Raw genomic sequence first — 20,543 nt, 5'->3', positions numbered from 1 at the left:
GTCGGAGTGAAGTTGACCGTGGATCTCGTGCTGAGCTGCGGCTTTGCCAGTTGGAGTGAGACAGCATGCGCCTCGGGATTCTCACTGCGCCGGTCGTCCTCGCCTGGCTGAAGGAGACCGGCGCCGACCCGGACAAGGTGACGTCAACGGCGGCGCCATCGCACTCGGTCATCCCCTGGGCGCCACCGGCACCAAACTGATGACGACCCTCCTGCACGAACTGGAACGCACCGGCGGCCGCTACGGCCTCCAGACCTTGTGCGAGGGCGGCGGCCAGGCCGACGTCACCATCATCGAACGCCTCTGAGAGCCGGGTGCTCACCGAGTGTGCGTCAACCGAGCTCGGAGATGTCCTCCGGGCTCAACCTCGGGTCCTCATCCCGCCGGTACAGGTTGTAGTGGTTCTGGACGCAGGCGATCGGCGCGATTCTGACCGCCTCCTCGGCGAACTCCGCCGCGGTGACGTCGGAGACACCCAGATGACGGATCAGGCCCTCCTCGCGCAGCGCGAGGAGGGCCTCCAGAGTGCGGCCAAGGCGTCCCGGCGCGGTCGAGGTCGCCCATCCGCACATTCACCACGTCCAGGCGATCCAGGCCGAGCGTACGAAGGTTCCCCTCGACGCCACGGCGTAGGTTGCCGGGGGCGAGACCGGTCTTCTCCTCGGCGGGCGGGGCGGCATCGGAGCCCTCGACCAGCGCTCCCACTTTGGTCACGATCATCAGGTCTTCCGGGTAGGGACGCAGCGCCTCGCGGATCAGTTCGTTGGCCGCCACCCCGTCACGCGCGTGGTAGTGCGAGGTGTCGATGTGGTTCACTCCGTGTTCCACGGCCGGCGCAGAATGGTCAGCGCCGCTTCCCGGCCGGGCGGGTCGCCCTTCGGCCAGCCGGTCAGCCTCATCGTGCCGTGCCCGATCCTCACGACGCGTAACTCGCCGCCCAGGGGCGTTCAGTGGTTGCGGCCAACACCCTCTGGCCCGGCTCCCGCCCGGCGGGAGCCGGGCTCGCCGACGTGCCTTCACTACCGGTCCGTACCGCTGTCGCGGGTGCATGTACCTGGGGCGCGTTGTGCGACGGAGAATGCGCCGCGGCGTACGCGGTGGGCACTTTTGGGAGTGCGTATCGATTCCAGCGTGCGCAATATTCATACTAATTAGCTCACATTGGCGAATGTGGACCAGTGCTATTCCCTTCGCGGGTGAGGTGCGGTTTCAATGGATGCCGTGCGCCGGACGCGGTGCCCGTATTCCGGATTGCGCGGTCCCGGAGGGGGAAGCTGAGGGGGCGGAAGAACAGAGAAGTTGGCGTAGCAGGATCGACGGGGCGGGGGTCTCGGTCCTGGCTCCGATCGGTGCCACCGGGCCGGGTTCGGGGACGTCATGCGAATGCGGCCCCCGTTGTCCGAGGCCGCAACGCATCGCGGTGGCCTCTCACCAGGGAAGACGTGCCCGTCTCCCCTCTCTCCTGAGTCACAGCCGTGTGGGGGTGTCATGCATGAGCGGGGCCGAGTACGAGTCTGAGGGCGCGCCCGGTGATGGGTGCGGACGTTACGCCGATGACGGAATTCCGGCGGATTCACCTTCTGTCGTACAGAAGAGGGCGGGCAGGAATGTGACGGCCGAAATTCTTTCCGTCACCGCTTACCCCGTTCTTCTTCTGTCGGTGTTCTCGGTGAGCGTCGCAGCCCTGTCCCTGGGCTGGAATCCGGAATGGGTCAGTCCGATTTTTCTCGGCGGGACCATCCTGTATCTGGCCCTTCTCGAACGGCTTATTCCGTACGCCAGGGAATGGCATCCCCGGCGCGAGGAATGGCGCTGGTACGGCGTTTACTTCCTGCTCACCATGGCCGGAAGCGGTGTCGCGCAGTGGCTGGTCGCCCTTGTCGTCGGGTGGATCGCACCCCCCGAGCCCGGGCACCGGCTCTGGGTGGAGATTCCAGGTGCTCTCCTCGTCGGGTCACTGGTCAGCTATCTCGTGCACCGGCTGAGCCACGGAAACCCGGTGCTCTGGAGGCTGCACGGGGTGCATCACGTCCCGGACAAGGTCAACGTCGCCAACAACGGTGTCAACCACGTGCTCGACATCGTCCTTGCCCAGGGGCTCGTCCAACTCTCCCTCGCCTTCATGGGGTTCTCGCGGCCCGCACTTCTGGTGGTGGGACTCTTCGTGGCCGCCCAGGGCTACTTCGTCCACGCCAACATCGATGTGGGCCTCGGCCGGCTCAACCATGTACTCGCCAGTCCCGAGCAGCACCGCCTGCACCACAGCACCGATCTCTCAGAGGCGGGCCACTACGGCTCCGACCTGTCGTGCTGGGACCACTTCTTCGGCAGCTTCACATGGCGGCCCGGTCGCGCGCCCGAAGCCGTAGGGCTGGACACCCCCTCCGCGTTCCCCGGCACCGGCGAGATCCTCGCCGGCCTCCTCCACCCCTGGAGGGGCCGGCCTGCCCCTGACAGTGGTCCGAACTGAGCGGTGGAGTTGCGCCGCCCACCGCGGCCGCCCGGCTGCGGCACAGCCGCGAAACAGGGCCGCGGCACGGCCATCACCGTGGTCCCGGGCGCAGCCGTGAACACAGCACCCTCGTGCCGGCCTCGGGTCGCTCCCCGCCCACCGCCCGGTACCCACCGATCAGGCCCGTCACCCGGCAGGCCGCACACGGCGACACCGCACGGCCCCACCCGGCGGGCCGGTATTCCCACAGAGGTCCCGGCTCCTGTCACGCAACACCCGCTTCCGCCGCAGCGACCCGTCCCCAGGCGCCTTCGACACGAACCTATGAGGAGTCCGACATGACCGAAGCGATGAACAGCCCGATACGGAACAAGGTGGCGATCATCGGCATTGGCTGCCGGATGCCCGGCGGGGCGTCGGACCACCGGTCCTTCTGGCGTAACCTCGCGGCGGGCAAGGACTGCATCACCCCCACCCCGCCCGACCGGTACGACGTCCGTACTCTCGGCAGCCGTCACCGGGACAAGCCGGGACGTCTGGTCGGAGGCCGGGGCGGATACATCGACGGCTTCGACGAGTTCGATCCCGAGTTCTTCGGCATCAGCCCCCGCGAGGCCGACCACATGGACCCCCAGCAGCGCAAGCTGCTGGAAGTCGCGTGGGAGGCCCTGGAGGACGGCGGCCAGCGGCCGGCCGATCTCGCCGGCAGTGATGTCGCGGTGTACGTGGGCGCGTTCACGCTTGACTACAAGATCCTCCAGTTCGCCGACCTGGGTTTCACCTCGCTGGCCGCGCACACCGCGACCGGGACGATGATGACCATGGTGTCGAACCGGATCTCGCACTGCTTCGACTTCCGCGGACCCAGCCTCTCGATCGACACGGCGTGCAGTTCGTCCCTGGTCGCGGTCCACCTCGCGTGCCAGGCGCTGAACCGGAGGGAGACCGGCCTCGCGCTGGCCGGCGGCACCCTTCTCCACATGGCTCCGCAGTACACCGTCGCCGAGACGAAAGGGGGATTCCTGTCGCCCGGGGGTCACTCCCGCACCTTCGACGCCGCGGCGGACGGGTACGTACGCGCCGAGGGGGTCGGCCTGGTCGCGCTGAAGCGGCTGGAGGACGCCGTCCGGGACGGCGACCCCGTCCATGCCGTGATCATCGGCAGCGGCGTCAACCAGGACGGCCGCACCAACGGCATCACCGTGCCCAACGGCGAGGCGCAGATCGCCCTCGTCCGACGGGTCTGCGCCGAGGCGGGTATCACCCCCGGTCAGCTCCAGTACATGGAGGCGCACGGTACCTCGACCCCCGTCGGTGACCCCGTCGAGGCCAACGCGCTGGCCCGTGTCCTCGCCGAAGGGCGGGCCCCCGGGGCCCGCTGCTATGCCGGCTCGGTGAAGACCAACATCGGGCACACCGAGTCCGCCGCCGGTATCGCCGGGCTCATCAAGACGGCGCTGAGCATCGAACACCGGGAGATCCCGCCGCACATCAACCTTGAGCGCCTCAATCCCGCCATCGACGCGGCGGCCCTCCCCTACACGATCCCCTCCCGCCTCACCCCGTGGCCCGAGCACGAGGGACCGGCCCGCGCGGGCGTGAACTCCTTCGGGTTCGGCGGGACCAACGCCCATGTCCTGCTGGAGGAGGCACCGCCGCCTTCGCCCGGTGCAGGCTCAGAGGAGGCCCGAAACGCCACCCCGATGCGTGTGACCGCCCCCGCGCGTACGACCGGGCCTGAGGCGACCGGGCCCGGGGCGACCGGGCGCCGCTGGAGCATCCTGCCGCTCAGCGCCCGGCACGCGGACGTCCTGCACGAACGGGCCGAGAGCATCCGGACCGAGCTGGCCGGCACGGCGGACCGGCCCGCGGTGGCGCTGGACGACCTCGGCCACACCCTGGCCCACCGCCGACAGCACCTGCCCGAGCGGCTGTCCGTCGTCTACTCCTCGCGCGAGAGCCTCGACGAGGCACTCGCCGTGTACGGGCAGGGCACACCCCACCCCCGAGTCGTACGGGACCGTCTGCGCGGCGCCGACGAACGCCGGCTCGTCTGGGTCTTCACCGGCATGGGACCCCAATGGTGGGGTATGGGACGCCAGTTGCTCCGCGAGGAACCTGTCTTCGCCGAAGCCGTCACCCGGTGCGACCGCGCCCTGCGCGAACACACCGGCTGGTCCCTCCTCGCGGAGATGTCCGCGGACGAGAGAACCTCCCGGATGGGCGAGACCTGGCTCGCCCAGCCCGCCAACTTCGCCGTACAGATCGGTCTGGCCGCCCTGTGGCGCGCGTACGGGGTGCGACCGGACGCCGTGACCGGACACAGCACCGGCGAGATCGCCGCCTTCTACGAGGCCGGCGTCTACTCCCTGGAGGACGCGGCCAGGATCGTCGCGTGCCGCAGCCGCCTCCAGCACACCCTGGCCGGCACCGGAACCATGCTCGCCGTCAGCCTCACCGAGGAGGAGGCCGAGCGCCGCGTACGCCCGTACCGGGACCGCGTGTCGATCGCCGCGGTCAACAGTCCTACCGCAATCACTCTCTCCGGGGAGAGGGAAGCCCTGACCCTGCTCGCCGAAGAGCTGAGGGCCGAGCAGCTCTTCGCCAAGTTCCTCTCCGTCCAGGTCCCCTACCACAGCGTCGGCATGGACCGCATCAAGAACGAACTCCTGCATGACCTAGCTAAACTGACACCACGTCAGGCGAAGCTGCCGCTCTACCTCACCGGCCGGGAAGGAATCGCGGACGGGCGCGAACTCGACGCGGCGTACTGGTGGGAGAACGTACGCCGCCGGGTGCGCTTCCGGGCGGCGGTCGACCGGGTGGCCGACGACGGCCACCAGGTCTTCCTGGAGATCGGACCCCACCCCGTGCTCGCCCACTCCATCCGTGAGTGCCTCGCCCCCCGGAAGGACGGCTGCCTGACCCTGTCCTCCCTCCGCCGGGAGGAGGACGAGAGTGAGCGGTTCGCCGTCTCGCTCGCCTCGCTCCACAACCTCGGCGCCGGTATCGACTGGCACACGCTCCAGCCCACCGGACACCCCGTCACCCTGCCCCGCTACCCCTTCCGGCGTGACCGTCACTGGACGGAGCCGTCGGCCGTGGCACAGGTGCGGCTCGGCGACATGGACCACCCGCTCCTCGGCCGCCGGACCGGCCACACCGAACCGGCGTGGGAATCCCGTCTGAACACCGAGGTCCTGCCCTACCTGGCCGACCACCGGATCCAGGACACCGTGGTCTTCCCCGCCGCCGGTTACCTGGAGATGGCCGCCCAGGCCGTCCTCCGGCTCACCGGCCGGAAGCATGTCGTCCTCGCCGACATAGATCTGCGCAAGGCGCTGTTCCTGCCTGACGGGGAGGACCGCACGGTGCGCCTCTCGCTGTCTCTGGAGGATGCCGCCTTCACGGTCGCCTCCCCGGCCGGCGCGGACGGGGAACGAGCCGTACACGTCAGTGGAGTCGTCCGCACCGGACAGCACCAGGCACTCCGCCGGCCGCTCGACGCCGACGCCGTCCGCGCGCGCACCGCACGGCACCTCGACGGCCCCACCTGCTACACCGCGCTGGCCGGCCTCGGCTACCAGTACGGCCCCGCCTTCCAGGCCATCGAGGAGGTCTGGGTCGGCTCCACCGACGTCCTCGCCCGGATCAGCCCACCCCCGGGCCTCGGTGACGATGCCGCGCGCCATCATCTCCACCCCGCTCTGCTCGACGCCTGCTTCCAGTCCATGCTCACCCCGCAACTGCTGGCCGGGCGCACAGAACCGGGCACCGGCATCAGGCTGCCGCTCTCCCTCGACGAGGTGGCCCTGGACCCGGTCGGCGACCAGCCCTTCTGGGCCCACGCCACCCTCCACCCAGGTGACAGCGGCGGCGACACCACCCTCGGGGACATCGCCCTGTACGCGGACGACAGCACCCCGCTGGGCCACATCAGCGGGTTCAAGGCCACCGATGTCGAGAAGGCGGCCGCCACCGTCGCCCGGAGCACCATCGACTCCTGGCTCGTCGAGACCGTCTGGACGGATGCCGCCGCCCTGACGCACGAGGCCACCGCCGTCACCGGGCCCGCCGTCGCCGTCACCGCGCTGCCCACCGCCGCCACCGGGCCGTCCGCCATGGCACGGGACCACGGTTGGCTGGTCCTCGCCGACGGCCAGGGGGTCGCCGAGGCCTTCGCCGCCCTCGTGGAGGCCAGGGGCGAACGCTGCCACCTGGTCCGTCCCGGCGCCGCCTACGCCGAGACCGGCGGGACGTTCACCGTCGCCCCGGACTCCGAGGCCGACCTACGCAGGCTCCTCACCGCGCTGGACCGCGACGGCGGCACCTTCCGCGGGGCCGTCCTCCACCTGTGGAACCTCGACCGGCCCGCCCTCGACGGGTGCGATCTGTCCGCACTCACCGCGCACACCGGCCCCGGCAGCTACGCGCTGACCGTACTCGCCCGTGTACTGCTCGCCCGGGGCGGCGGCGGAACCCTGCACATCGTGACCCGGGGCGCCCAGTCCGTCCTGCCCGGCGAGCACGTCGAACCCCTCGGGGCACCCGCCTGGGGCGTCGGCCGCGTACTGCGCCACCAGGAGCTCACCGGCCACCCCGGCAAACTCATCGACCTCGACCCGCAACAGGACCCCGGGCCGGACGGGGCCCGCGCTGACGCCGAAGCACTGTTGAACGAAGCGCTGCTGCACGAGGCGCTGACCGAGGACGAGGAGGAGATCGCCCTGCGCGGCGACAGCAGGCTCACCAGCCGCCTGCGCCCCGCCGAGGGCCTCACGCGTCCGCTGCCGCTCAGGCTCCGGCCCGACGGCAGCTACCTGGTCACGGGTGCCTTCGGGGCGCTCGGCCGCCTTCTGTGCCGCACCCTCGTCCGCCGGGGAGCCCGCAGGCTCGTCCTGGTGGGCCGCACCCCCGTACCGGCCAGGGAGAAATGGGGTGGCATAGACCCGGCCACCGCCGAAGGACGCGCCGTCGCTCTCGTCCGCGAACTGGAGTCCCTGGGCGCCCAGACCGTCCTCGCCCCGCTCGACATCACCGACGAGGAGGCCTTGACCGGCTGGCTCGACGCCTACCGGCGCACCGGGCCACCGCCGGTACGCGGCGTCTTCCACCTCGCCGGCCGAGTCCGCGACACCCTGGTCACCGAGCTGGACCGGCCGTCCTTCGACGCCGTCCACGACCCGAAGACCGTCGGTGCCTGGCTGCTGCACCGGCACCTGCGGGACGAACCCCTGGACCACTTCGTCCTCTTCGCCTCGATCGCCTCCCTGCTGACCACGGCCGGCCAGACCAACTACGCCGCCGGCAACGCCTTCCTCGACGCCCTCGCCCACCACCGCCGTGCCCAGGGGCTGCCCGCGCTGAGCCTCGACTGGGGGCCCTGGGCCACCGGAATGATCGAGGAACTAGGCCTCGTCGAGCACTACCTGCACAGCCGCGGGATGAGTTCGCTCGCCCCCGAGGCCGGGATGAGTGTCCTGGAGCGCGTCATCGGCCAGGACCACGCCCAGCTCGTGGTGGCCACCGTCGTGGACTGGCCGACCTTCTCGTCCTGGTACACCGCACCGCCGCCGCTGGTTGCCGAGCTCGCCGCAGCAGCCGCACCGCAGGCGGGCAGCGGTGTCGGTGGCACCTTCCTCGATGCCTTCACTGCCGCCGGACCGGAAGCCCGCCGCACCTTGGTGCTGGAGCGGTTCGCCGCGCTCTCCGCCGCTGTGCTCCGCACCGGCGCCGACCGCATCGACCCCGCCGAAGGGCTCGGCGTCCTCGGCCTCGACTCCCTCCTCGCCATGGAACTCCGCGCACGTATCCAGGCGGAACTCGGGGTGTCCATGCCCGTCGTCGCCCTGCTGAGCGGCAGCTCCGCGGGAGAGCTCGCCGCCCAGCTCCACGATGCGCTGGCCGCACTGGCCGCGGCGGACGGCACCGCCGGTACGGCCCGGAACGCCGAGGTCCACCACGACGAGCGGGAATACCCGCTCACCCAGAACCAGAAGGCCCTCTGGTTCCTGAAGCACCTCAACCCCGACGCCTACGCCTACAACATCGGCGGGGCCGTCGAGGTGACCGTCGCCCTCGAACCGGAGCTGATGTTCGAGGCCGTCCGCAGGCTGATCGCACGCCATCCCGCCCTGCGCACCAACTTCCTCCTGGCGGACGGCCGGGCCGTGCAGCGGGTCTCCCCGGACCCGGAGCCCGATTTCGCGTTCTTCGACGTCCAGGGCCAGGACTGGGAGACCATCCACCGGACCGTCGTGGCCGAGTACCGCAAACCCTACGACCTCGCGCGCGACCCCCTCGTCCGCTTCCGCCTCTTCAAGCGCGGTCCCGAACGCTGGGTGATCATGAAGGCCGTCCACCACATCGTCTCCGACGCCATCTCGACGTTCACCTTCATCGAAGAACTCTTCGCCGTGTACGAAGCACTGCGCCAGGGCGGGGAGCCCCAGCTCCCACCGGTGCGGGCTCGCTACCTCGACTTCCTCAACGAGCAGAACCAGTTCCTCGCCGGGCCCGAGGCCGCACGGATGCTCGACTACTGGCGTACCCACCTGCCCGCCGAGGTACCACTCCTGGACCTCCCGACCGACCTGCCGCGCCCGGCCGTGCAGACACACAACGGCGCCTCCGCCTTCTTCACCCTGGACGCCGATCTCAGCGCCCGGGTCCACGCCCTGGCACTCGCCCACCAGGTCACGCCGTACATGGTGCTGCTCAGCGCCTACTACCTCCTCCTGCACCGCTACTCGGGACAGGACCACATCGTCGTCGGCAGCCCCGTGACCGGGCGTACCCAGCAGGACTTCGCCTCCGTCTACGGGTACTTCGTCAATCCGCTGCCGCTGTACGCCGACCTGACGGACGACCCGACGGTCGCCGACCTGCTGCAGCAGGTGCGTACGACGGTGCTGGGCGGCCTGGACAACCAGGAGTACCCCTTCGTCCTGCTCGTCGAGGAGCTCGGCCTGCAACACGACCCCAGCCGCTCCGCGGTGTTCCAGGCCATGTTCATCCTGCTCACCCACAAGGTGGCCACCGAAAAGTTCGGCTACCGGCTGAAGTACATCGAACTGCCCGAGGAAGAAGGGCAGTTCGACCTGACACTCTCCGCCTACGAGGACGAGGCCGAACGCCGCTTCCACTGTGTGTTCAAGTACAACACCGACCTCTTCCTTCCCGGCACCGTCCGCCGGATGGCCTCCCACTACACCCGGCTGCTCGACCGGATGACCCGGGCCGGGGGCGAGACGCCCGGGTCACGGCTGGAGATGCTCGATGACCGGGAACGCGGGCAACTCCTCCAGGAGTGGAGCCGCCCCACCGTGCTGCCGGCGCCCAGGGACGGCCGGTCGCGCGAGACGGAGCGTCACCTGGCCACCGTCCGTCCCGCCGCGGGCCGCTCCGTCACCGTCCGCCCCCTCCCCGGTGGCGGGAGCGCCGGCCCGGTCCCGGAGGGCTTCGTGCCGGTGCACCTGCGGATCAGCCGTATGGCTGCCGCCCGGCCCGAGGCCGTGGCCCTCGTCGCACCCCGCCCCGACGGCAGGGGCAGCCCGTACCGGATGACGTACGCGACCCTGGAGCACCAGGCCGCGGACCGGGCCCGCCGCCTGCGGGAGCTCGGAGCGGGCGCCGGGTCGGTGGTCGCCGTCCGTCTGGAGAAGTCCCCCGAACTGTTCGTCACCCTGCTCGCCGTGCTGAAGACGGGCGCGGCCTATCTGCCGGTCCAGCCCGATCAGCCGCCGGAGCGCCTCGCACGCCTCCTGCGCATCACCGGCGCCAGGCTCGCCGTCACCGACGACGCCTGGCCGCAGCACGGCGCCACACACGCCGTCCGAGTGGTCACCCTGGACGAGCTGCGGACGGCCGGGACCCCCGGGAACAGCACGCCGGACCCGGCGACCGGCACCACCGCCCCCGGCCCGGCTCTCCCGCCCACGCCGTATCTCCCGGCCGACGCGGGCACGGACGTGGGGCCGGACACCCCCGCCTACGTCATCACCACCTCCGGATCCACCGGCGCCCCCAAGGCGGTCCGGGTCTCCCACGGCAACCTCTCAGCGGCCTACGCGGCCTGGCGCCGGACGTACCGACTGGAGCAGGACGTGCAGGTGCATCTCCAGATGGCCGGCCCCGCGTTCGACGTGTTCACCGGCGACCTCGTACGTGCGCTCTGCTCGGGCGGCACCCTCGTCCTGGCCGACCGTGACCTCGTCTTCGACACCCCAAGGCTGTACCTGACGATGCGTCAGGAGGACGTGGACTGTGTCGAGTTCGTACCGGCCGTGGTCCGCGGCCTGATGGACCACTGCACCCGGGAAGGGCTGCGCCTGGACTTCCTGCGGCTGCTCGTCGTCGGCTCCGATGCCTGGAGCGTGGGGGAGTACCGGCGTCTGGGCGAGCTCTGCGGACCGGGCACCCGCCTGGTCAACTCCTACGGCCTGACCGAGGCGACCATCGACAGCGCGTACTTCGAAGGGCCCACCGACGACCTCGAACCCGGCCGCATGGTGCCGATCGGCCGCCCCCTGCCCCACAGCACCCTTCATGTCCTCGACGTCCACGGCGAACCGGTGCCACCGGGCGTCCCCGGCGAACTGTGGATCGGCGGTGAGGGCGTGGCGCTCGGATACGCCGCGGACCCGGAACAGACCGCCCAACGCTTCGTCACACGCACCCTCGGCCGCGAACCCGGGGCCGTACCGGAACGGCTCTACCGCACGGGCGACCTGGCGCGCTGGGACACTCACGGCCGGGTGCACCTGCTCGGCCGCACCGACGGCCAGGTGAAGTTGCGCGGCCACCGGATCGAGACCGGTGAGGTAGAGGCACACCTCGACAGCTGGCCCGCACTCGCCGGGGCCGCGGTCACGGTCCGCACCGACACCCAGGGGGAGCCCGCGCTCTGCGCCTACTGCGTGCCGGCTCCCGGCAGCACGCTCGACGAGCGGGCCCTGCGCCGGCACCTGGCCGGCTGCCTGCCCTCGTACATGATCCCGGCCCACTTCGTCGCCGTGCCCCGGCTGCCGCTGACAGCCAACGGCAAGGTCGACCTCGCCGTGCTCCCCGCTCCCACGGCCCGGGCGGGGCAGCGGCCCCACGAGGCGCCGGTGACGCTCTACGAGAAGAGCGTGGCCCAGCACTGGCAGACGCTGCTCGGCCTCGAACAGGCCGGTCTGGAGGACGACTTCTTCGAAGTCGGCGGCAGCTCGGTCAAGCTCATCGAACTCCTCCACCTCCTGCGCACCGAGTTCGGTGTCACCGTCCCCGTCAGCCGGCTGTACCGCACCACCACCCTGCACGGCATGGCCGCGGCCGTGCGGGACGTGCTGCACGGCACGGCCGCCGAGGAACTTCCCTACCTCACCTTCAACGGCGGACGGGCCCCGCACCTCTTCGCCTTCCCGCCGGCCGGCGGGCACGGCCTCGTCTACCGGGGACTGGCCACCCACCTCCCGGAGTACACCGTCATCGGCTTCAACTACCTGCCCGGTGACGACAAGGTGGCCCGGTACGCGGATCTCGTCGCGTCCGCCCGGCCGGAGGGCCCCTGTCTGCTCCTCGGCTACTCACTGGGCGGCAACCTCGCCTTCGAGACGGCCAAGGAGCTCGAACGCCGCGGACGCCAGGTGGCCCATGTGGTCGTCCTCGACTCACATCGCATCGTGCAGACCTACGAACCGGGTGACGACGGCGTCCAGGCCTTCGAGGCAGAGCTCACCGACCACCTGCGCAAGCACACCGGATCCGACGCCGTCACCGCGGAGACACTCGCCCATGCCGCGGAGTACCTGACCTTCTGCGGACGTACCCCCAACACCGGAAGGATCGCCGGCCACATCAGCGTCATCACCGACGAGGAGAAGGAATCACTCCATGCCCCCGACGCGCCGGGCACCTGGCACGGCAGCTCCGTCGCCGACACGCTCGTGCTGCGGGGCTCCGGCCGGCACGCCGACATGCTCGACCCCGGACATCTCGCACGGAACGCGGACCTGGTCCGCACCCTCCTCGCCGGAGGCGCACTCGATGACGACTGACGAGGACACCGCCACCGACGAGTGGAGCCGCCCGGAGCGCCGGCCCGGCACACCACCCCGTGTCCTCGTGATCGGCGCGGGCGTGGCCGGCCTCTCGACTGCCTGCTACGCGCAGATGAGCGGCGCCAGGGCCCGTGTGCTCGAGAAACACGTGCTGCCCGGCGGCTGCTGCACCGCGTGGTCACGCGAGGGGTACCTCTTCGACTACTGCATCGAGTGGCTGATCGGCACCGCCCCCGGGAACGACGCCCATCAGGTGTGGCGTGAACTCGGCGCGTTCGACGGCAAGACGATGACCAACTTCGAGGTGTTCAACACGGTCGAGGACGAGCACGGCCGCTCGGTGCACTTCTACAACGACCCGGACCGGCTCGAATCCCACCTGCTGGAGGTCTCGCCCCTCGACTCGCTGCCCATCCGGGCGTTCACCCGGGACCTGAGACGGTTCACCCGGATCGAGCTGTACCCCTTTCTGACGGCACCGGCCCTGCGCACCGTCAGGGAGCGGGCGGCGTTGCTACGGACGGTGCTCCCCGCCTTCCGGCTGTTCTGGCGGACCGCCGCGGCCCCGATGAGCGTCTTCGCCGACACCTTCCAGGACCCGCTGCTGCGGAAGGCCTTCCGCAACATTTTCTTCCAGGACCCGGAAGGCTTCCCCCTCCTGCCCTACCTGTTCAACATGGCGGCGGCCCACCACGGCAACGCCGGCTTCCCCCAGGGCGGATCGCTCGGCCTCGCCCGCTCCGTCGAGGACCGCTGCCTGGGCCTGGGCGGCCGGGTGGACTACCGGGCACGCGCCGAGAAGATCCTGATCGACAGCGGCGGCGGGGACCGTGGGGGCGACCGGGCCGTCGGGGTCGAACTCCGCAACGGCCGGCGGTACTACGCCGACCACGTCGTCTCCGCCTGCGACGGGCGCACCACCCTCCACGGGCTGCTGGACGGCCGGTACACCAGCCCGCGCATCGAGCAGTTGTACACCGACCTGCTCCAGCGCCCCGGCACGCTCTTCCCCGCGGTCGTCTCCGCCTTCGCGGGCATCAAGGGCTCCTACGACCCCCGGCAGTCGCACAGCACCACGCACCTCCTGCCGCCCGAGGACGCCGCCAGGCTGCCCGGCGCCCTCCAGGAGAGTCTGGTGGTGCAGGTGCGTTCCCGGTACTCCGACGGTTTCGCCCCGCCCGGCCACTCGGTCGTGCACTGCACCTACTTCAGCGACTACGCCTACTGGAAGGAACTCCGCACCCGCGACCGCAGGGAGTACCGGGCGCGTAAACGCCAGGTGGCCGACTTCGTCCGCACCTTCCTGGAACGCCGTACGCCGGGGCTCGCGGGCCGTATCGAACTCGTCGACGTGGCCACGCCGGCGACGACCCACCGGTACACCGGTAACCACGACGGTTCCATCCTCGCGTGGAAGGCCTTCTCGGACGCCGATGACGTGGCGTCCCGGCTGGTCGGCAAGGACCGGATGCGGCTGCCCGGCCTCAGCGGCTTCTCCATGGCCGGCCAGTGGGTGGGCATGGGCGGCCTGATCCGTGCCGCCTCCACCGGCCGCTTCGCCGCCCAGTACCTCTGCCAGGAGCTCGGCCTGGACTTCCGGGCCTGGGAGAGTGAGGGCGCCGAACCCTGGCACCCGGGGAAGCTGGGCAGCCTGCCGCAGCTCGACCGATGGTCCGCACGGGAGGAGACCGGCTCATGAACGACCGCAGGAAGAGGGCGGCACAGGACACCCCGGTCCGCCCCAGAGAGACGATGATCATCATCGGGGCGGGTCTCGGCGGGCTCTCCACCGGCTGCTACGCGCAGATGAACGGCTACCGCACCCAGATCCTGGAGATGCACGAGCTCCCCGGCGGCTGCTGCACCGCCTGGGACCGCGGTGACTTCACCCTGGATCCGTGTGTCAGCTGGCTCCTCGGCAGCGGACCGGGCAACGAAATGCACCAGATCTGGCTGGAGCTCGGCGCGCTCCAGGGCAAGGAGGTACGCCACTTCGACGTGTTCAACATCGTCCGCGGCCAGGACGGGCGGGCCGTCCACTTCTACTCCGACCCGGACCGGCTGGAACAGCACCTGATCCAGCTCTCGCCCGCCGACGCCCGCCCCGTGAAGAAGTTCTGCGCCCAGCTGCGCTCCTTCCGCAAGGCCCTGGCGGTCTACCCGTTCCTCCGGCCCGTCGGGCTGATGAGCCGCACCGAACGCTGGCGGATGCTCGCCTCGTTCCTCCCGTACGTCAACACCGTGCGGACCACGATCAACGTGCTGATGGCCGACTACTCCGCGCGGTTCAAGGACCCGCTCCTGCGCGAGGCGTTCAACTTCATCCTCTACGAGAAGCACCCGGCGTTCCCCGTGCTGCCCTTCCACTTCCAGCTCGCCTCGCACGCCAACCTGTCGGCCGGTGTGCCGGAGGGCGGCTCGCTCGGGCTGGCCCGGTCGATCGAGAGCCGCTACCTGCGACTGGGCGGCGAGGTCTCGTACAACACCAAGGTCGACAAGGTGCTCGTGGAGGAGGACCGGGCGGTCGGCGTACGGCTCAGCGACGGACGCGAACTGCGCGCCGACATCGTGGTTTCGGCCTGCGACGGCCACACGACCACCATGAAACTTCTGGAAGGCCGCTACCTCGACGACACCTACCGGCGCCTGTACACGAAGACCATCCACGAACCGGGCATGGTCTTCCCGGGTTACTTCACTCTCTTCCTCGGTCTCTCCCGCCCCTTCCCCGAAGGCGACCCCTGCACGACCTACCTCCTCGACGACGACACGGCGGCCGAACTCACCGGGCTGCGCCACCCCAGCATCAACGTGCAGTTCCGCAGCAGGCACTACCCCGAACTCTCCCCGGACGGCACCACCGTCGTCTACGTCACCTACTTCTGCGACATCGCCCCCTGGCGGGCCCTGGACGAGGGCCCGGAGCAGGTGACCCGGGCCCGCGGCGGCGAGGAGCTCCACACGCTCCCCGTGCGGCACGGACGCGGCTACTACGTGGCGAAGCGCCGGGCGCGCGAGGCCCTCGTGGGCTTCCTGGAACAACGCTTCCCCGGTATCCGGGACGCCATCGCCGTCCGCGACGTGTCGAGTCCGCTCACCCAGGTCCGCTACACCGGCAACTACGACGGCACCGTCCTCGGATGGCAGCCCTTCGTGGAAAGCGGCGAGACGCTGGAGGAGCTCGTCACACAGCACGGTCCAGGCCTTCCCGGGCTACGTGACTTCTACCAGTCCGGGGTGTGGGCCACGACCGGAGGGCTGATCCGGGCGGCGGCGGCCGGACGCCACGTCATGCAGTTCGTCTGCCGCGACGACGGCCGCGCCTTCACCGCCTCGGTGGATCACACGGCGCCGCCACCCACGCACCGTGTCATTCCCGTACCGACACGCCCTGGCCCGCTGCTGCCGCCTGCCGCCCCCGGCGAGGGCGGCACCAGGGCTCCCGCGCAGGCAGAGAGGACAGGAGAACGCCGTTGAAGATCCAGAAGTGGGTAGTCCGAGAACACCTCGCGGGCGTGCCCGACGTGAGCCGGATCTACGAGAAGGTCGTCGAGGACCTGGACGTTACGCTCGGGCCCGAGGAGATGCTCCTGCGCACCCTCTACATCTCCGTCGACCCCTACCTCCAGGGCATCACCCTGGACACACCGCTCGGTAGCCATATGGGCGCGGACTCGATCATGGAAGTGGTCGAGGCGGGGCCGCGCGCCGCCCACCGGCCCGGCGACCTGGTCCAAGGATTCGGAGGCTGGCGCACCCACCTCGTCAGCACGGGAGCGGCCGAACTCTGGCAGACCGGCACCTTCCCCATGGTCTTCCCCGACTACCGCCGGCTGGACCCGGCCCATTACGACGACGCCCTGCCCCTGCCGACCGCACTCAGCGTGATGGGCGGGCCCGGGATGACGGCGTGGGGAACCCTCACCACGTACATGACGGTCAACCCGGGTGACACCGTCGTGATCAGCGGAGCCACCGGGCTGGTGGGGACGCTCGTGGGCCAGCTCGCGGCCCTCGCGGGCGGCCGGGTCGTCGGCACCACCTCCTCCCCGGGCAAGGCCGCCTACCTCACCGCCCTCGGTTTCGACGAGGTCGTCACCTACCGGCACGGTGACAGCGCGAGCACCGTACGGGAGGCGCTTGCCAGGGCCGCACCGGACGGCGTCGACCGCTACTTCGACAACCTGGGCGGGGCCGTCACCGACGCCGTCTTCTCCATGCTCAACGTCGGAAGCCAAGTGGCTGTGTGCTGGCAGTGGGCGACCCAGGTGGGCAACGAGGACGTCGGACCGAGACTCCTGCCGTATCTCATGTATCCCCGGGCCACGGTGCGCGGGATCTTCTCGCTGGAGTGGTTCACCGAAGAGAACTGGGCGCGGCTCCACTCCGATCTGGGCGGCAGGGTACGGCGCGGCGAGGTCGTCTGCGACCACACCCTCCACCACGGCTTCGACGCCGTCCCCGCCGCGTACGACAGCCTCTACCAGGACCGGGGAACCCACCGAGGGAAGGTTCTGGTCGCCCTGTGAGACCGGCCCCCGCCTGCCGCCTCTGCCCGCTCCCGTCCCGTACGCCGAACGGCACACCCCCACGGCCCTGGAGGCACTGTTGACCAGCACCCCACCCCCTGGCCTCCCCGCGTCCGCCCAGGTCCCCCTGCACCGCCTGCACTTCGACGAACCGGGCCCGCCGCGCACCGTCGTACAGCCGGACGGTTCCGTGGCCTGGCTGGTCAGCAGGTACGCCGACGTGCGCCAGGTGCTCTCCGACCCCCGCTTCGGCCGGGCCGAGCTGTACACGCCCGAGGCGCCCGCGCGCACAGGCGTGCCCGAGATCGTGAACGACCCGGACCTGATGTTCAACCAGGACGGGCCGGGCCACCTGCGCCTCCGGCGCACCCTGCGCAAGGCGTTCACCCCGCGGGCCGTGGCCCGCTGGCAGCCGTGGATCACTGCGATCGTCGAGGAGCTGCTGGACCGGCTGGCCACGGCCGGGCGCCCCGTGGACATCGTGGCGGCGTACACCCGCCCGTTGCCGGTGGCGGTCATCAGCCGGCTGATGGGACTCGACGGGGCGGCCCAGGAGCGGATGCGGCACTGGAGCGAACACGCCTTCTCCGACGGCTCGCACGCCGATGGTGACGTCGAGTCGGCCCTGGCGGAGTTCAGTGCCTTCGGCGGCAGGCTGCTGGAGGAACGGCGGCGGGACCCCGGCGACGACCTGATCAGCGGCCTGGTCCAGGCTGCCGCCGAAGAGGAGGACGAGATTCCCGAGGCCCAACTGGTCAGCCTGGTCTGCGGACTTGTGGTCGGCGGTCACGACAGCACCATGACGATGCTCGGCAACTGCCTGCTCTATCTCCTGGGGGAACGCCCGGAGACCTGGGTCCGGCTGGGCGCGGACGAGGAAGCGGCGGGCACCGTCGCCGATCGGCTCCTCCACCTCGTCCCGCTGGGCGACGACCGGGGCACCGCCCGGTACGCCTCGTCCGACGCCGAGGTCGGAGGGACGACGATCCCGGCCGGCGCGGTCGTGGTCGCTGACTGCGGCATGGCCAACCGTGACCCGGCAGTCTTTCCGCCCGCCTCTCCCGACGACCTGTTCCGCCCGCTCCCGGCGCCGACCCTGGCCTTCGGCGCGGGCGCGCACTACTGCCTGGGTGCCTGGCTGGCCCGTACCGAACTGCGCACCGGCCTGCACAGGCTCGCGTCCCGATTCCCGGGGCTCCGGCTGGCCCAGGACCCGGACCGTGTCGTCTGGCGCACGGGCAGCACCTCACGCAGCCCGCACGGTCTGGCCGTCACCTGGTAGCCGCACCGTCATCCGGGAGCCGGCCCCGCACCTTGCCGGCGTCGTGCAGCTGCCTGGCCCCGTCACCGTGGCAAGGTCTTCACTGGGGTCGAGGTTCCCACCCGCTCCCAGGTGCCATCAGCGGACCACATCCGCAGCCGGTTGTAGACGCCCCGCCAGTTGCCGAACTTCTCCGGCAGGTGCACCCACTGTGATCCGGTCTGGAACTTCCACGTGATCGCGTCGATCACTTCTCGGTGGTCTCTCCACCGGCCGTTCGCTTCGGCTTCCGGTCTGGGAGTAACGGCTCGATCCGCGCCCATTGCGCATCAGTCAACGACACACCTGGACCAACGAACAGACGATCCGGAAGGAGCGGCTACGCGCTGCTGCCATCGGCCCTTCCAACAACTGTCCACCAGGCGATCACTCGGATGGCCATCGCTTCCGGTCGCGCGCCAAGAGGATCGAGACCGAAGTGCTCCTCCACCTCGTGCCGCAGGAACTCACCGATCTCCGTCTCGTTGGCACCGGCACGAAGCCGCTGGAGCATGGGGGCGAGCATGCAGTCGTACTCGTCCCGCACCCCTTCGGCGACGCCGATCGGGTCCCACTCATGGAGCAGATGCCGCAGATCGTTCTCAACAGATGGGCTCCAGGGCTGCCTCGCCCCCAGGTTGTCACCTTGGAAATGCGCGCCGCCCCCGCCCCCACCTTGATCCAAACGAGAGGCCCTAATGGTGCAGTCGAATATTGGAGCTCTCCGAATAGCTCGGACAGTGCAGTGCTCCCCTTGGTGAAGGTGAACAAGGAGCGCGGGATGCGGCAGGACTGGGAGCCGGAGGACCTGATCGAGGTCTGGACGCTGCTGGAGGAGGACCCGGAGCGGCTGCGGAACAAGTCGGGGCGAGCCGGCTGGGCTTCGCGCTGTTGCTGAAGTTCTTCGAGATGGAGGCCCGGTTCCCGGAGGATGTCGAGGAGATCCCGGTGCCTGCGGTGTCCACCTCGGCGGACTCCTCTACGCCGACGGCATCCACGACGCACTCCAACGCTCCGTGGGACGCACCCTCACCACCACCCACCCAGCGCAACAGCCCACCCCCAGGCCAGCTGAACAAAGCGCTGGTGGTCCGGCCCGCACGCAGAGCGGGACCACCAGCGGACACCTCTCCCTACACCGGCACCCCGTGCTCCATGTACACCGTCAGCCCCTGCTCACGGGCCCGCACACACGCCTCTACCCGCACCGCGAGCCGCTCCACCAAACGCTCCCGCACCCGGTTGACAGCAACGAACTCCATCGCCCCCAACTCCTCCGCCTGCAGCCGGACCCCTGCCAGCCGATCCCCGCCGAGCACCCCACCGTCGAACACATAGACCAGACCCTCACTGCGTCCCGGCCGCTCCCCGCGCCAGTCCACACCGAGGAGCCGGCCCGGTTCCCACTCCAACCCGAGTTCCTCCCTGACCTCCCGTACCGCACCCGCGCGAGGGGACTCGTCCCACTCCACGGCACCGCCGGGGATCTCCCACAAGGGCTTGCAGACCGGGTCCACCAGCAGTACCCGCCCCTCCGGATCAAAGAACAGAACCCCCGCGGCGACCCGCTTCCGCGGCAACGTCCGGTCGTACTCTTCCGAGCTCAATTGCACGTCCATGCACAGGACCCAAACACACCCGCCAATAGCACCAGCGCTTCAGCCACCACCAGGGACACAACTGTTGCAAACCACTTCGAAGGCGACGGAGTCAAGCTCAGTCGACCGCGCGCAGTACCAGCCGCACAACTCCCATGACCCTTCGCCCTATCCACCCGAGCAGCCCTGTCTCCACTGCCAGTTCGGCAGCGTCCGCGGCCGCATCTCCCCGGTCAGACCGGGACCGGCACCGGGAGCACGAACGGGGCCAACGAGGTTTTCCCGCACCACACTTCTTGCACATCGACATGGCTTCATTCTCCCCACACCGAAGCCCGCCCGTACACGCCCAGTGGCCTTGTCCGCGAGATACTGCCCCCTTGGCAGTGAGCAGGTTGTCGACTGGGTAGAGCGACGGCCTGAACCGAGGTCACCTCAAGGGGGAGTCCTCCGCGCATTCAGTGCGTTCGCTGCGGCCAGAGGTCCCCTCCAGCGTCACGTTGTTGTCGCGGTCGCGCGACAGCCCCGTTCGGCGCTTTCGCTGAACGGAGCTGCGTTGCTGGCTACGGTCGGCGGCTGGCGCTTCGGGTGGGCCTTCCCGCTGAGTTCACAGAAGAGTGC

The 20,543-nt window shown here is 70.2% G+C and carries 10 protein-coding genes and 2 pseudogenes; 7 read left to right on the top strand and 5 right to left on the bottom strand.

Annotated elements, in window-relative coordinates; all coding sequences use genetic code 11:
• Window positions 1-83: 83 nt before the first annotated feature.
• Window positions 84-307, top strand: a pseudogene (locus tag ABT001_RS31495) (acetyl-CoA C-acetyltransferase); the annotation flags it as partial.
• 25 nt (window positions 308-332) lie between these two features.
• Here the strand turns inward: ABT001_RS31495 and ABT001_RS31490 are convergent.
• Together ABT001_RS31490 and ABT001_RS31485 are read right to left on the bottom strand one after the other, a co-directional pair.
• Window positions 333-572 (bottom strand): aldo/keto reductase, encoded by a 240-nt coding sequence (locus ABT001_RS31490; RefSeq protein ID WP_351284649.1) that lies wholly within the window; start codon window positions 570-572, stop codon window positions 333-335.
• Window positions 573-630: 58 nt separating this feature from the next.
• Window positions 631-1,050, bottom strand: a pseudogene (locus ABT001_RS31485) (hypothetical protein); the annotation flags it as partial.
• 442 nt (window positions 1,051-1,492) lie between these two features.
• Here ABT001_RS31485 and ABT001_RS31480 point away from each other — a divergent pair.
• The 6 genes from ABT001_RS31480 to ABT001_RS31455 all read left to right on the top strand — a co-directional run bounded on the left by ABT001_RS31480 (window position 1,493) and on the right by ABT001_RS31455 (window position 18,306).
• The gene (locus ABT001_RS31480; RefSeq protein WP_351284648.1) at window positions 1,493-2,470 is read left to right on the top strand and encodes a sterol desaturase family protein; all 978 of its coding nucleotides are present in this window, start codon (window positions 1,493-1,495) and stop codon (window positions 2,468-2,470) included.
• A gap of 320 nt (window positions 2,471-2,790) precedes the next feature.
• A complete protein-coding gene (locus ABT001_RS31475; RefSeq protein WP_351284646.1) occupies window positions 2,791-12,492 on the top strand; it encodes a non-ribosomal peptide synthetase/type I polyketide synthase in 9,702 nt (3,233 codons plus the stop codon).
• Window positions 12,482-14,194: a phytoene desaturase family protein gene (locus tag ABT001_RS31470; RefSeq protein ID WP_351284644.1), complete on the top strand. Its 1,713-nt coding sequence runs from the start codon at window positions 12,482-12,484 to the stop codon at window positions 14,192-14,194. The genes ABT001_RS31475 and ABT001_RS31470 overlap by 11 nt, the downstream gene beginning before the upstream one ends.
• A complete protein-coding gene (locus ABT001_RS31465; RefSeq protein WP_351284642.1) occupies window positions 14,191-15,972 on the top strand; it encodes a phytoene desaturase family protein in 1,782 nt (593 codons plus the stop codon). Before ABT001_RS31470 ends, ABT001_RS31465 begins: the two co-directional genes overlap by 4 nt.
• Entirely contained in the window at window positions 15,969-17,024 is a 1,056-nt protein-coding gene (locus tag ABT001_RS31460) for an MDR family NADP-dependent oxidoreductase (RefSeq protein ID WP_351284641.1), read from the top strand. The genes ABT001_RS31465 and ABT001_RS31460 overlap by 4 nt, the downstream gene beginning before the upstream one ends.
• Before the next feature lie 79 nt (window positions 17,025-17,103).
• The gene (locus tag ABT001_RS31455) at window positions 17,104-18,306 is read left to right on the top strand and encodes a cytochrome P450 (RefSeq protein ID WP_351284640.1); all 1,203 of its coding nucleotides are present in this window, start codon (window positions 17,104-17,106) and stop codon (window positions 18,304-18,306) included.
• Between the two features lie 62 nt (window positions 18,307-18,368).
• Here ABT001_RS31455 and ABT001_RS31450 read toward each other — a convergent pair whose 3' ends face one another.
• The 3 genes from ABT001_RS31450 to ABT001_RS31440 form a co-directional block, all read right to left on the bottom strand.
• Window positions 18,369-18,608 (bottom strand): transposase, encoded by a 240-nt coding sequence (locus ABT001_RS31450; RefSeq protein WP_351284638.1) that lies wholly within the window; start codon window positions 18,606-18,608, stop codon window positions 18,369-18,371.
• A gap of 56 nt (window positions 18,609-18,664) precedes the next feature.
• Window positions 18,665-19,009, bottom strand: coding sequence for a hypothetical protein (locus ABT001_RS31445; RefSeq protein ID WP_351284636.1), 345 nt, complete (start codon window positions 19,007-19,009; stop codon window positions 18,665-18,667).
• Window positions 19,010-19,457: 448 nt separating this feature from the next.
• Window positions 19,458-19,931 (bottom strand): NUDIX domain-containing protein, encoded by a 474-nt coding sequence (locus tag ABT001_RS31440; protein WP_351284635.1) that lies wholly within the window; start codon window positions 19,929-19,931, stop codon window positions 19,458-19,460.
• Between the last annotated feature and the right edge of the window lie 612 nt (window positions 19,932-20,543).

Source organism: Streptomyces sp. NPDC002793 (genome assembly GCF_040295485.1).
Classification (GTDB): domain Bacteria; phylum Actinomycetota; class Actinomycetes; order Streptomycetales; family Streptomycetaceae; genus Streptomyces.
Note: the sequence above shows the minus strand (reverse complement) of the source record. Positions and strands in the feature narration are given on the sequence as shown.

Coding starts and splice junctions, on each gene's coding strand:
- ABT001_RS31475 (WP_351284646.1), top strand. CDS start 2,791: ATGACCGAAGCGATGAACAGCCCGATACGGAACAAGGTGGCGATCATC.
- ABT001_RS31450 (WP_351284638.1), bottom strand. CDS start 18,608: ATGGGCGCGGATCGAGCCGTTACTCCCAGACCGGAAGCCGAAGCGAAC.
- ABT001_RS31470 (WP_351284644.1), top strand. CDS start 12,482: ATGACGACTGACGAGGACACCGCCACCGACGAGTGGAGCCGCCCGGAG.
- ABT001_RS31465 (WP_351284642.1), top strand. CDS start 14,191: ATGAACGACCGCAGGAAGAGGGCGGCACAGGACACCCCGGTCCGCCCC.
- ABT001_RS31490 (WP_351284649.1), bottom strand. CDS start 572: ATGTGCGGATGGGCGACCTCGACCGCGCCGGGACGCCTTGGCCGCACT.
- ABT001_RS31480 (WP_351284648.1), top strand. CDS start 1,493: ATGAGCGGGGCCGAGTACGAGTCTGAGGGCGCGCCCGGTGATGGGTGC.